Source organism: Pseudomonas sp. (assembly GCF_050739655.1).
Classification (GTDB): Bacteria; Pseudomonadota; Gammaproteobacteria; order Pseudomonadales; family Pseudomonadaceae; genus Aquipseudomonas.
The window spans coordinates 1-12,322 of record NZ_JBOIBY010000399.1 but is presented as its reverse complement, the minus strand read 5'-3'; the positions used below and the strand labels follow the sequence as shown (position 1 = coordinate 12,322).

The window sequence follows — 12,322 nt, the reverse complement described above, 5'->3', positions numbered from 1 at the left end:
CCGACCGATTGGCGAATTGGCTTAAAGTCGAGTACGGGATTTTTTTGCGATGTGGTATTTAATTCACGCCACAACGGGTGATCTCACCAGGAGGCAGCAATGTTCCAAGGTATTTTGATCGACAAAGACGAAAGCGGCTACCAGGCCACACTGCAACAGATCGATGACGATCAATTGCCCGAGGGCGATGTGACGGTGCGCGTGGCGTATAGCACGCTGAACTTCAAGGATGGCCTGGCAATCACCGGCAGCAGCCCGGTGGTGCGCAAATTTCCCATGGTGCCGGGGATCGATCTGGCGGGCACCGTAGAGCTCAGTGGGCATCCGGACTATAAGGTCGGTGACAAAGTCCTGCTCAATGGCTGGGGTGTAGGTGAAGGGCATTGGGGAGGCCTGGCGCAGAAGGCGCGCCTGAACGGTGATTGGCTGATTCCGCTACCCACGCAATTCACCGCTGCACAAGCAATGGCCATTGGTACGGCGGGTTATACGGCGATGCTGTGCATCCTGGCGCTGGAGCACAACGGCCTCACGCCCGAGCAAGGCGAAATACTGGTCACAGGTGCCAATGGCGGTGTTGGCAGCTTCGCCATCGCGCTGCTGAGCAAACTGGGCTATCGAGTGGTTGCGTCGACCGGTCGTACCTCTGAGCACGACTACCTTAAACAATTGGGCGCCAGTGAAATCATCGACCGCGCCACGTTGTCGGAACCGGGTAAACCCCTGGCGAAGGAGCGTTGGGCGGCCGTGATTGACTCGGTCGGCAGCCATACCCTCGCCAATGCCTGTGCCAGCACCAAGGCCAACGGCACCGTTGCGGCGTGCGGACTGGCCCAGGGCATGGACTTCCCGGCATCCGTCGCACCGTTCATTTTGCGCGGTGTGACCCTGGCGGGCATCAACAGTGTGACTCAACCCAAGGTAAAGCGTGTTGAAGCCTGGAGCCGTCTGGCTCGGGATCTGGATTTCAAGCTGCTACCGTTGATCAGTCACGAAATCGGTTTAAGCGAAGCGATAGACGCGGCTCCGCGCCTGCTGGCCGGGCAATTGCGTGGGCGGGTAGTGGTGGATGTGAATCGCTAAGACAAAAAAGATCGCAGCCTGCGGCAGCTCCTACAGGGTTTTGTGCCGCCCGCATCATTTGTGAACGACACAAAACCTGTGGGAGCCTGGCTTGCCAGCGAAGACGGCAGCACATTCAACGAAGATGTCGTCGGTTAAATCGCCATCGCGAGCAGGCTCGCTCCCACAGGTTCTCGTGCCAGTCACACCATTTGTGAGCAACTCTTTGGGTTATTGCGCCTCGCGATCCAGCAACTGCCGCTTGCGCTCCACACCCCAGCGATATCCGGAAAGATTCCCATCGCTTCGCACCACCCGATGGCAAGGAATCGCCACCGCCAGGTTGTTCGCGCCACAGGCTTGCGCCACCGCGCGAACGGCTTTTGGCGCGCCGATGCGCTGGGCAACATCGGCGTAGCTGGCGGTGCTGCCGACTGGTATTTCCCGCAAGGCCTGCCACACCCGCTCCTGAAACGCCGTGCCCCGTACATCCAGCGGCAAGTCGAGGCCAATGGCCGGCGCTTCGATGAAGCCGACAACCTGTGCGATGAGTTGTTCGAAGTCCTGATCGGCGCCTATCAGATTGGCCCGGCGAAACTTGTCCTGAAGATCGCACACCAGTTGATGCGGATCATCGCCCAGCAGAATCGCGCACACTCCGCGCTCGCTTTGCGCCACCAGAATTGCACCGAGAGAACATTGGCCAACGGCAAAACGAATGTCGTTGTTCTGGCCGGCTGCGCGGTACTCGGCAGGTTTCATGCCCAGTAGCTGATCTGCGGCTTCGTAGAAACGACTGTTGGAGTTGAAGCCAGCCTCGTACAACGCTTCGGTCACCGAGCTGGCATCCGCCAATCGCTCGCGCACCCGACGTGAGCGATGGGCTGCGGCATAGCCTTTGGGTGTGAGGCCGGTGATCGCTTTGAACACCCGATGGAAGTGGAAGCTGCTCAGGCCAGCGGCGTCGGCCAACTCGTTAAGGAGCGGCAGTGCCTCGGCGGTTTCAATCTGGCGGCACGCCGCGGCGACGGTCGCGGCATGTTGCGCGGCAACGGCGCTTTGGTCCTTGGCGGCGCGTTTACTTGGTCGATAACCCGCCGCCTGGGCGAGCTCTGCGGTATCGAAAAACTCGACGTTCTGCGGTTTCGGTAGCCGCGCCAGACTGCTGGGGTTGCAATAGATGCCGGTGGTTTTAACCGCGTAGACAAACTGCCCGTCAGCCTGCGGGTCCCGCGCCACGACGGCAGCCCAGCGCGGATCGTTTTCGGTGGTGATATTTGTCGATTGGCTTGTCATGGCTATATGTCCGTTGACCCGTTTCCTGCAGATTAACCACGCGGCAGTGTCGTCACACTCCGCTGCTTGCGGTCAAACTCCAACGCTTCAACCGGCGGTTCGAAAGGTGAAGTTGATCCGCTGTTCACCCAGACGAGGATGATGGCCTTCCTTGATAGGCAGGACGCCGTGATAACGCAAACGATCGACACCACCCCAAACCACAATATCGCCGTGCAGCAACGGTACCCTATGGCTCTTGTCGCCGCGTTTAAAGCCCCCAAACAGGAACATGGCCGGCAATCCCAGGGACACTGAAACAATAGGTGCAGTGTAGGATTTTTCGTCTTTGTCCTGATGCAACGACATTTTCGATCCTGGGACATAGCGATTGATCAGGCAGGAATCCGGAACGAACTCTGGAAAACCCGCTTCCCGCGCCGCCGCTTGCGCCAACTCAAAAAATACGTCCGGCATGCGTGGCCAAGGCGCCCCGGTCTGCGGATCGTTTCGAGTGTAGCGATAGCCGCTGCGGTCGGTGGTCCAGCCGAGTGCGCCGCAACTGCTTAGGGCGACTGACATGGTAAAGCCGCCGGGGGTGACCATCTGGCGAAACGGCGCGGCCGCCAGCACCGCTTCCAGCGCCGGCAGCAAACGGTCCAGCCAGGGTAGGGCAAAGCTTCGCAGCACGCAGGATTGTTCGCCGATCGGCTCGCATCGGGGCTGCTGTGGCTCGGTATCGGCAAACAAATCAAAGGTCGTCGGGTGCATGGTGTTCATGACGCATCGTGAAAGATGATTCCCAGGGTATGCCGTTTTCCGCTGTGCAGGCGACTGACGCCATGGCGCAGGGTGACACGGTAGTAGCCGCGCACGCCTTTGACGGGGCGCTGGTTGACTGCAAAGATCAGCGCGTCTCCTTTCCTGAGACCGATGACTTGAGGCCGCGACTGCATCCTAGGGCGTTGTTCCGTCAGTACGAACTCACCACCGGTGAAATCATCCCCGGGCTCGGACAGCAGAATCGCCACTTGCAGTGGGAAGACATGTTCGCCGTACAGGTCCTGGTGCAAGCAGTTGTAGTCCTGAGGCCCATATTGCAGGAGCAAGGGCGTAGGACGTTCCTGGCCGGCTGCATGGCAGCGTTCAAGAAAAGCGTCATGGGTTTGTGGGAAACGGCTCGGCAAGTCCATCTGTTCGTGCCAGCGATTGGCTATCGGCACCAATCGCGGGTACAGCGCACTACGCAGCCGAGCCACAAGATCAGGCAGCGGATACTTGAAGTATTTGTACTCGCCGCGACCAAAACCGTGGCGAGCCATGATCACTTGTGAACGGAACGGCTCGGCCTGAGCGTACAACGCACTGATTTCATCGCAAGCCTTGTGGCTCAAGAGTGATGGAATCAGCGCGCATCCATCCTGATCGAGCTGCTGCTCCAGCATGGGCCAGTCGAGCGCGTCCAAATAGCGCTCGCTCATGGTCGAATCTTGTGGTCCATTGGCAGCAATGGGCCGGCGATGAGTTGAACGCTTGAGATGGACATGAATCTGACTCCTTGACCTGAGGGTGAAGGCGGCCAGTCTGGAGCGCTCAGTTTGAACAGACACTCCGGTGCTTGCGGTCAAATTTCAACGCGGGAGCAGACGCCCATGCTCTGAATTACATCAGAGCGCTTTGCTGACACTGATTTCGCTGATGACATCGTCACCCTGGCCGTGAAGGGCATCCAGTGCGGCCTTGGCTTCAGCTTCGGTGCCATTTTCAAGCTGCGCGAACTCGAAGCGGCGTTCGCCGTTGAGTTTGTATTTGATGACGTATTTGGTCGTTTGAGCCACGGTCATACCTGTTTATCAACGTGATGGAGTGTCGGTCAGCTGAGTTTCGTGCTGGAGCGACGGATGATTTTGATCGAGTGGGTCAGGGTCGGTTTGCGGGTCACGCTGATGGCGCGGCGGTTGACCGTGTCGATAGTGATATTCCAGAAACCGGTGCTCGGCGCGGTGATACGAGCCGGGAATGTGTCGAACGCGCCGCCGTGGTAGGTGTGACGGCCGCCATTCTTGAAGCTGCGGAAGTTGGCGTCGTTCATCAGGCGGATGTTGCACATTTGCGAGCATTGAATGACGACAATGTCGTCTTCGTTGAGGTGCTCGCGCTGGTGGATAAATTTCATGGGGCGCTCCAGAAAGGCTTTTTCTACAAAATCAAAACGATAGATGGGCGCAGTTTATCAGCCCTGATGCCTTAATATCCGGCCGCGGGGCTGCGCTTTCACAATTAAAAACGGGTATTTGGCATTCAGTGAGCGATAAATACAGTGAGCTTTGGAGAAAAAACGTGTTGGTGCTGTCGGAGGGTCTTTATCGGAGGTTTCGTATGAAGTGGGGTGCGTGGGTCCTGCCGTTGGCTTTGGTAGTGAGTGGTTGTGCGAGCGTCGAGGACATTAACGAGTCGCTGCCAACCATGAACGTGATATCAGGTAAAAAACCCCATGAGTACGCACAGTGCCTGAGCGAAAAGCTCGCCGAAAGCCGCGGTGCACTTCAAATTGAGCCACAAAAAAACGGTGTGCGGGTGATCGTTCCACAGAAACTTTCATCAGGCCCGGCCGCCGTCTTTGATATCGAACAACGCTCCGGCGGCAGCAGTATCAAGTTGCATGAGCGCCTCTCCAATGTACCGTTGCGCCCCTGGGATGTACGCAATGCCGCCACGGCCTGCATTTCAGGCTGATAAACTGTCGACCACAAGTATTGATGCCGTCAAAGCAGCGCTTTGGCGGCATTGTCATTTATGGAGTCGGGCATGAAGCGAGAGCGGGTACGGGAGCGGCATGCAGAGGGTCATATTTCTGCTACCCATGTGATTCAGAATCCGGCGAATCCGGGGGAATGGATCGTATTTTTCAAGAAAAGCGCCGGTCGGAGCTATTTCCTGGTCGATGACAACGACGAAGTCGAGTCCTTCGGCAGCCTCGACGATCTGATCGAGATCGTGCGCAGTCTCGGGATCAAATTCGCCGAAATCCATATGTAGGGCGAGCAGGGCACCTTACTTGCAGACCACCACCACGCTACGGTTTTTGTAATTGCCAACGTCGACGCCGAGGGTTTTGTCACTCTCTTCGGGGGCCGGTGTGCCATCGGTCCCGACGATGCGATAACCCGTCCCGGCGCACGAGGCATCGGCTTTTTCATAGCAGGCCGCCCAGGAATTGGCTTCTCCGGAGCAATCGATGGCCAGACCTTGTTCGCCATTGTTCAGGTACGTGGTTTCAGTTGTCGCGCAGCCACTGAGGGCCAAGACCGCAATCAGCGGCAAGAATCTGGTCATGTCGTAGTCGTCGTCCGTAGGGTGGGGCAAAGCCTGTGACAGCGCCGTTGGCAAAAGGTTATAGCCAAAGGCCACTTTTTCTACGTCATCACAAAAAAGCCCTGCGCAATGGCAGGGCTGTGGGCGTTTCAGGCCTTGATCAGTTCTTGTCCTTGCCGCGTTTCTTGGGTTCCGGATGCTCCAGCTCCAATACCGATGCCACTTCGATCGCCATCGCTTCGGTAGGGAAAGGCCCGACGATGTTCTCGCCGCCGACATTGCCTATCCACCATTGGCCGTCTTTCGCCTTGTTGATCAGGTACCCGTTGACGCTTTTTGCTGCCGACATCTATCTGCCTCGTTGGCTGGTTCAATCGTGCCATGATAGCGCCAAACGCACCTGACGGGTGCCGATGGGGTTAGGTTGGTCCGAAATCGACAATTGATAACCGTGCAAGTCTGCCAGTCTCTGCTATGTATTATGGGCGGCGCCGCGATCCGCGCAGTTCCGTGCGGAACTATCCGCGAGAATATTTCTCTATGTTGACATCGGTTGGCCAGCGCGGGGCATTGTAAGGTGCACGCCGCCTGATTAGACTGCGCCGAAACTCGTACACACAGCCCTTTCAAGGACTTTTATGATCAAGAAATGCTTGTTTCCAGCAGCCGGCTACGGTACTCGCTTCCTGCCAGCGACTAAAGCCATGCCCAAAGAAATGCTGCCGGTGGTAAACAAGCCACTGATCCAGTACGGCGTCGAAGAGGCACTGGATGCCGGGTTGAATGAAATCTCCATCGTGACCGGTCGCGGCAAGCGCGCCCTGGAAGACCATTTCGACATCAGCTACGAGCTTGAAAACCAGATCAAAGGCACCGACAAGGAGAAATACCTGGTCGGCATCCGCAAACTGCTCGACAACTGCTCGTTCTCCTACACCCGTCAGACCGAAATGAAAGGTCTGGGCCACGCGATCCTGACCGGCCGTCCACTGATCGGTGATGAACCTTTCGCCGTGGTGCTGGCGGACGACCTGTGCGTCAACCTCGAAGGCGACGGCGTACTGACCCAGATGGTCAAGCTGTACAAGCAATTCCGCTGCTCGATCGTGGCCATCCAGGAAGTCGACCCGCAAGAGACCAACAAGTACGGCGTCATCGCCGGCGAGATGATCCGCGACGACATCTACCGCGTTCACAGCATGGTTGAAAAGCCAAAGCCGGAAGACGCACCGTCGAACCTGGCCATCATCGGCCGTTACATCCTGACCCCGGACATCTTCGACCTGATCGAACAAACCGAACCAGGCAAAGGCGGTGAAATCCAGATCACCGACGCCCTGATGAAACAGGCCCAGAACGGCTGCGTAATGGCCTACAAGTTCAAGGGCAAGCGTTTCGACTGCGGCGGCGCGGAAGGTTACATTGATGCGACCAACTTCTGCTTCGAGAACTTCTACAAGACGGGTAAGGCTTACTGATAGCGCCTTATTTGCGGTGTTGAGAAGTTAAGTTCGCGCTTTGTGAAATAGGTAAAACCTAAGAAAATGCCCCGATTTGTTCGGGGCGTTTTTTGTGCTTCGAAAAGCTTTCAAATATTGATTTCGTCCGTCACTCAAGGCAGGTGCGCTTCAGCTCTTAATTTATTCGTAAATTACGACGGTGCGAAAATGGAAGCTGGTCGTGTTTGATTGCACAAAGTAAAAATGCTCTCCACATTACGTTGCAATCTATGAGGGTCATATTCTTTAACTTGGAAGCTGCTGGGCTTGCCAAACCGCATGCGTTCTGCTCTAAGGATTAGAGGGTTACCGTCAATATCAAACAGCTTGGCTATACACTCCAGATCGATATTGCCAGAAGCCATGTTGTCGAAGTGTGCATAAATTTCATTCATGTCAATCGGGATATGTGCCTTTTCCCGCATCCAATCAGTGAGCGAGACCGTTCGAGTGACACCGTCCCCAAGATCAGATTGGTAGAGAAAAGCCGGACGCGCTTTATCATCGCTGGCCGGGAGATCCACTATATAAACGTGCCCGAGTCCTTCACCCTGAACTCTCACAAGAAAGTGTTTGTCATCAGGCAAAGAGTTTAGCGTCTCCTTTGTCACGGATAAATCCAGATTTACTGTCTCCGCATAACAGTAGTTTTTGTCTTCGCTGTCCAAAAATAATTTCATGATGTTATTAGCGGAAAGTCCGCATACGGGGTCGCTGAAAGTACTGGCGCTGCCTACCATCGCCTCTACTTCATGCAGAGGCATCCTCCATTCAGCGGCTCTTTGCTTGTTGCCGTCATCGATAGTCCCAATGATTTTTTTCGGATCTCTTTGGAATATCGGTACATCATCGTTACTGTCATTCAATAGGATGTTGGCCTCAATATTAACATCCGAGAGGATGGCGAAGTCTTGTAAAAGTTTCGTGGAGATGTTTTGAACGGGCGTACTTTTCATTGTTTTGGCCTGTACCTCATTCGGTACAGTTGGTCGCGTCAAAGATCTCGCCGAAATATTCGGAGCTAAAAGTAACATTTATTTACCTTGATCTGGATGTAGCGCTTATTGAACAGTACCCAGTTGAACTCCAGGGCGGGCACGGATTCATGTCTAACGTACGCCGAGCTAGAGGTTATTATTTGTGCTGTGATCTTCCTGATAGGCAGAAGGCTGTGCGCCCCGAGCATTTTGAACATGCCCGGAGCGGGTTAGCATTCATTTTTCGCTCAGGCATCAAGTTGCGCTGGAATCCGTTGCTGTTTCACGTGGTTAGTCAAAGAAAGAAGCGGCAATAGCCATCACACTTTTGTAATGTCTAATAGGTGTCGATGGGTAGTCTCGCAATCGAGTCGGCGACAGGCTTATCGGGTGATCAAGCAAGGGAATTGATGGCTCAGACGGGAAGGGCATTCGAAGGTGGAATCGGTTTGGTTTCGTGGGTGACGTTCGGCTTGGCGCTCATGGCGATATTGATTGCCTGGCGCACTTTGCGGGCATCGAATACGCACTATCCAGAGGGGCATTGATCGAAATCGAAGCTTGCTCAGTAGCCGTCCACAGGTATTCTGATGGACTGCCGAGGAGATAAACAATGGCCTACGATTTTGACCTATTTGTAATTGGCGCCGGTTCTGGCGGTGTGCGGGCTGCGCGGTTTGCTGCCGGGTTCGGTGCGAAAGTGGCCGTGGCCGAGAGTCGTTATCTGGGTGGTACCTGTGTGAACGTCGGCTGCGTGCCGAAAAAATTGCTGGTCTACGGCGCGCATTTTGCCGAAGACTTCGAGCAAGCTTCGGGTTTTGGCTGGAGTCTGGACGAGGCGCAGTTCGATTGGGCGACGCTGATCGCCAACAAGGACCGCGAGATCAATCGACTGAATGGCATCTATCGCAATCTGCTGGTCAACAGTGGCGTGACGCTGCATGAGGGGCACGCCAAGTTCGTCGATCCCCATCAGGTTGAGGTCAATGGCGAGCGTTTCACTGCGAAAAATATCCTGATCGCTACTGGCGGCTGGCCGCAGATTCCGGAGATTCCGGGGCATGAGCACGCGATCAGTTCCAATCAGGCGTTCTTCCTCAAAGAACTGCCCAAGCGTGTGCTGGTGGTGGGCGGTGGTTACATTGCTGTCGAGTTCGCCGGGATTTTCCATGGCTTGGGTGCGCAAACCACGCTGCTGTATCGCGGTGATTTGTTCCTGCGTGGTTTCGACGGTTCCGTTCGAAAGCACTTGCAGGAAGAATTGACCAAGCGTGGCATGGATCTGCAATTCAATGCCGACATCGAGCGTATCGACAAACAAGCCGATGGCAGCTTGAAGGTAACGCTCAAGGACGGTCGCAAGCTTGAGGCTGATTGCGTGTTCTACGCCACTGGCCGCCGTCCGATGCTGGACAATCTCGGGCTGGAAAATACCGGCGTCAAACTCGACAAGAAAGGCTTTGTCGAAGTGAACGAGGAGTACCAGACCGCAGAGTCTTCGATTCTGGCGCTCGGTGACGTGATTGGCCGGGTGCAACTGACGCCAGTGGCGCTGGCCGAAGGCATGGCAGTGGCGCGTCGCCTGTTCAAGCCTGAGCAGTATCGCCCGGTAGATTACAAGATGATCCCGACGGCGGTGTTCAGCTTGCCGAACATTGGTACCGTCGGCCTGGCCGAAGAAGAAGCGCGGAGCGCGGGCCACGATGTAGTGATCTTCGAGAGCCGCTTCCGTCCGATGAAGCTGACCCTGACTGAATGCCAGGAGCGCACGCTGATGAAGCTGGTGGTGGATGCCAAGACCGACAAGGTGCTGGGTTGCCACATGGTCGGTCCTGATGCGGGAGAAATCGTTCAGGGCCTGGCAATCGCCTTGAAGGCGGGCGCCACCAAGCGCGACTTTGACGAAACCATCGGCGTGCATCCAACGGCCGCCGAAGAGTTCGTCACCATGCGCACGCCGGTCGCCGGTTAATCTTCCTTCGCTGCGTCTGGCACTGTCGCAACGGCAGCCGCCAGACGTACGCTTTCCTCCAGCGCTGCCTGGGTCTTCGCCATTTCAAGCTCCAGCGCTGCCTGGTTCTTCGTCAATTCAAACTCCAGTGACTTGTTGATCTGCGACTGCTCGTCGATGTTCTGTTTGAGTGCCTGACTCTCCAGCAGGGCGACGCGCAGGCGTTCCTGGAGGAGGGTGCGTTCGCTGTCGACACGGGTGGTTTGTTCCAGGAGCTGGTCCTGGCGGCTATTGCTCTGCTTGAGCTGATCCTGCAATGAGCTCAGTTCACGCAGCGTGCCACGGTTCTCGGTCAGTAAGCGCTCGTTATCGCGGTGCAGTTGGGTGATTTCATCCTGACGCACCAGTGCACTTTGCTGCGCCTGACGCAACTCCATCTGCAGTTGCTGCACCTGACCTTCATGGCGGCTGATTTCTTGCTCGCGCTGCTCTTTGACGGCGTTGCGGTAATGCTCCAGCGCGTCGCGGGCGTGCAGGTGTTTCTCTTCCAGCGAGCGGATCTGCTCGTCCTTGTCCTGCAAGCGCAACTCGAAATCAGCCAGTGCCTGATTCAATCCGGCATTGCGGGTTTTCTCCGTCTGCAACATGGCAGCGGTTTCTTGCAGGGTTTCGGACTCTTGCGTCAGTGCCAGGCTTTGAATCTCGTACTGCTCCTGCAGCTCGGTGTAGGCCTCCTGAGCATCGGAAAGCTGCATCTGCAGCGCTTTGCGTTGCTGTTCGAACGCTTCGCGGGCCTCATCGATCGGCTCTTGCGCCTGCTCCTTCAACCGCTCCGCCAGCCGCGAAACCAGTGCCAACAGCTCATCGTCGATGGGTGCGGCAGGTTCGGCTTCAACAGGGGGATTGCCGGCATCCAGCTCTTTCAAGATGCGATGAATCGTGGTTTTCGAGCCGGTATTGCCCATTTCGATGCGTATTGCATCGATGCTTGGGTTTTCGCCACGGGCGAGGATCGCCAAACGCGCGGCTTGAACCACTGCTTTATTAACGCCGCCACGGGCCATGATGTCTCCTACGATTTCGTAATGTGGTACGTACTGCAATAATACACGTAGTACCATTGAATTTCTAAAGATTAATACGGAATGTTTTTGACACGGGATATACTGGTATTACCCCGTGTGATGAATTCTGGACAGGATTTTAACCATTGAAACGGTACGTTTTTGAGAGTTGAGCCATGACGGAGCTGGACCGCTATCTGCACGCGGCGACGCGCGACAACACTCGTCGCAGTTATCGTGCGGCCATTGAACACTTCGAGGTCAGCTGGGGAGGCTTCCTGCCGGCGACCGGTGACAGCGTGGCGCGCTACCTCGTCGCCCATGCGGGTGTGCTGTCGATCAATACGCTCAAGCTGCGTTTGTCGGCGTTGGCGCAATGGCATAACAGTCAGGGTTTTGCCGACCCCACCAAGGCGCCGGTTGTGCGCAAGGTATTTAAAGGCATTCGTGCCCTGCATCCAGCGCAGGAGAAACAGGCGCAGCCGTTGCAGCTCCAACATCTGGAGCAGGTGATTGGCTGGCTTGAACAGGAAGCGCAAACCGCCAGGGCCAACGCCGACCGGCCAGGATTACTCCGGGCCAGGCGTGATACGGCGCTGATTCTGCTGGGCTTCTGGCGCGGTTTTCGTAGCGATGAGTTGTGTCGAATTCAGATCGAGCATGTACAGGCCATTGCCGGCTCGGGCATCACCTTGTACCTGCCTCGCAGCAAGAGCGATCGCGAGAATCTTGGCAAGACCTACCAGACGCCTGCTTTGCAACGCTTATGTCCCGTGCAGGCCTATATCGACTGGATCACCGAAGCTGCGCTGGTGCGCGGTCCGGTCTTTTGCAGCATTGATCGTTGGGGTCATCTAAGCGAGGAGGGCTTGCACGCCAACAGCGTGATTCCCGTGCTGCGTCAGGCCTTGGATCGTGCCGGTATTGACGCGCAACACTACACCAGCCATTCGCTACGCCGCGGCTTTGCCTCTTGGGCGTATCAGGCTGGTTGGGACCTCAAGTCGTTGATGAGCTATGTGGGTTGGAAGGACATCAAATCGGCGATGCGCTATATCGAGGCGAGCCCGTTTCAGGGAATGGCGCTTCTCACCGAAAAGCCATTGCCCCCTGAAACCCTGTAGGAGCTGACGAGTGAAACGAGGCTGCGATCTTTTGATTTTGATTAAAGGCAGGATC

At 56.1% G+C, this 12,322-nt stretch carries 15 protein-coding genes; 6 read left to right on the top strand and 9 right to left on the bottom strand.

Annotated elements, in window-relative coordinates; genetic code table 11:
- The first annotated feature begins 99 nt into the window (after positions 1–99).
- Positions 100–1,083, top strand: a complete 984-nt coding sequence (locus ACRESJ_RS19370) for an MDR family oxidoreductase (protein WP_431759322.1) — start codon at positions 100–102, stop codon at positions 1,081–1,083.
- A 210-nt stretch (positions 1,084–1,293) separates the two neighbouring features.
- Here the strand turns inward: ACRESJ_RS19370 and ada are convergent, their stop codons facing one another.
- The 5 genes from ada to ACRESJ_RS19345 all read right to left on the bottom strand — a co-directional run bounded on the left by ada (position 1,294) and on the right by ACRESJ_RS19345 (position 4,513).
- Complete coding sequence (gene ada, locus ACRESJ_RS19365) at positions 1,294–2,358, bottom strand: bifunctional DNA-binding transcriptional regulator/O6-methylguanine-DNA methyltransferase Ada (RefSeq protein WP_431759321.1); 1,065 nt, start codon at positions 2,356–2,358, stop codon at positions 1,294–1,296.
- Between the two features lie 87 nt (positions 2,359–2,445).
- Positions 2,446–3,108, bottom strand: a complete 663-nt coding sequence (gene alkB, locus ACRESJ_RS19360; protein ID WP_431759389.1) for a DNA oxidative demethylase AlkB — start codon at positions 3,106–3,108, stop codon at positions 2,446–2,448.
- A 5-nt stretch (positions 3,109–3,113) separates the two neighbouring features.
- Positions 3,114–3,818: a 2OG-Fe(II) oxygenase gene (locus ACRESJ_RS19355; protein WP_431759320.1), complete on the bottom strand. Its 705-nt coding sequence runs from the start codon at positions 3,816–3,818 to the stop codon at positions 3,114–3,116.
- Between the two features lie 186 nt (positions 3,819–4,004).
- Complete coding sequence (locus tag ACRESJ_RS19350; protein ID WP_431759391.1) at positions 4,005–4,175, bottom strand: hypothetical protein; 171 nt, start codon at positions 4,173–4,175, stop codon at positions 4,005–4,007.
- A 35-nt stretch (positions 4,176–4,210) separates the two neighbouring features.
- A complete protein-coding gene (locus ACRESJ_RS19345; RefSeq protein ID WP_007912251.1) occupies positions 4,211–4,513 on the bottom strand; it encodes a DUF1883 domain-containing protein in 303 nt (100 codons plus the stop codon).
- A 203-nt stretch (positions 4,514–4,716) separates the two neighbouring features.
- Here ACRESJ_RS19345 and ACRESJ_RS19340 point away from each other — a divergent pair, with 203 nt between their 5' ends.
- Positions 4,717–5,073, top strand: a complete 357-nt coding sequence (locus ACRESJ_RS19340) for a hypothetical protein (RefSeq protein ID WP_431759319.1) — start codon at positions 4,717–4,719, stop codon at positions 5,071–5,073.
- A 72-nt stretch (positions 5,074–5,145) separates the two neighbouring features.
- Positions 5,146–5,376 carry a hypothetical protein gene (locus ACRESJ_RS19335; protein WP_431759318.1) on the top strand — a complete coding sequence of 77 codons (231 nt, stop codon included), beginning with the start codon at positions 5,146–5,148 and terminating at the stop codon, positions 5,374–5,376.
- 15 nt (positions 5,377–5,391) lie between these two features.
- Here the strand turns inward: ACRESJ_RS19335 and ACRESJ_RS19330 are convergent, their stop codons facing one another.
- Positions 5,392–5,673, bottom strand: a complete 282-nt coding sequence (locus ACRESJ_RS19330) for a hypothetical protein (RefSeq protein ID WP_431759317.1) — start codon at positions 5,671–5,673, stop codon at positions 5,392–5,394.
- A gap of 139 nt (positions 5,674–5,812) precedes the next feature.
- Positions 5,813–6,001 (bottom strand): hypothetical protein, encoded by a 189-nt coding sequence (locus tag ACRESJ_RS19325; RefSeq protein ID WP_431759316.1) that lies wholly within the window; start codon positions 5,999–6,001, stop codon positions 5,813–5,815.
- Between the two features lie 289 nt (positions 6,002–6,290).
- Here ACRESJ_RS19325 and galU point away from each other — a divergent pair, with 289 nt between their 5' ends.
- Complete coding sequence (galU, locus tag ACRESJ_RS19320) at positions 6,291–7,130, top strand: UTP--glucose-1-phosphate uridylyltransferase GalU (protein ID WP_095194738.1); 840 nt, start codon at positions 6,291–6,293, stop codon at positions 7,128–7,130.
- 173 nt (positions 7,131–7,303) lie between these two features.
- On the opposite strand, the gene ACRESJ_RS19315 is transcribed toward galU, so the two are convergent.
- Positions 7,304–8,107: a cycle-inhibiting factor gene (locus tag ACRESJ_RS19315; RefSeq protein ID WP_431759315.1), complete on the bottom strand. Its 804-nt coding sequence runs from the start codon at positions 8,105–8,107 to the stop codon at positions 7,304–7,306.
- A 634-nt stretch (positions 8,108–8,741) separates the two neighbouring features.
- On the opposite strand from ACRESJ_RS19315, the gene gorA reads away from it, so the two are divergent.
- Complete coding sequence (gorA, locus tag ACRESJ_RS19310; protein ID WP_431759314.1) at positions 8,742–10,100, top strand: glutathione-disulfide reductase; 1,359 nt, start codon at positions 8,742–8,744, stop codon at positions 10,098–10,100.
- On the opposite strand, the gene ACRESJ_RS19305 is transcribed toward gorA, so the two are convergent.
- A complete protein-coding gene (locus ACRESJ_RS19305) occupies positions 10,097–11,143 on the bottom strand; it encodes a DNA-binding protein (RefSeq protein ID WP_431759313.1) in 1,047 nt (348 codons plus the stop codon). The two genes, gorA and ACRESJ_RS19305, sit on opposite strands and share 4 nt — an antisense overlap.
- A 176-nt stretch (positions 11,144–11,319) precedes the next feature.
- Between ACRESJ_RS19305 and ACRESJ_RS19300 the strand changes: the two genes are divergently transcribed.
- Positions 11,320–12,267, top strand: a complete 948-nt coding sequence (locus ACRESJ_RS19300) for a site-specific integrase (RefSeq protein WP_431759312.1) — start codon at positions 11,320–11,322, stop codon at positions 12,265–12,267.
- Positions 12,268–12,322: the final 55 nt, after the last annotated feature.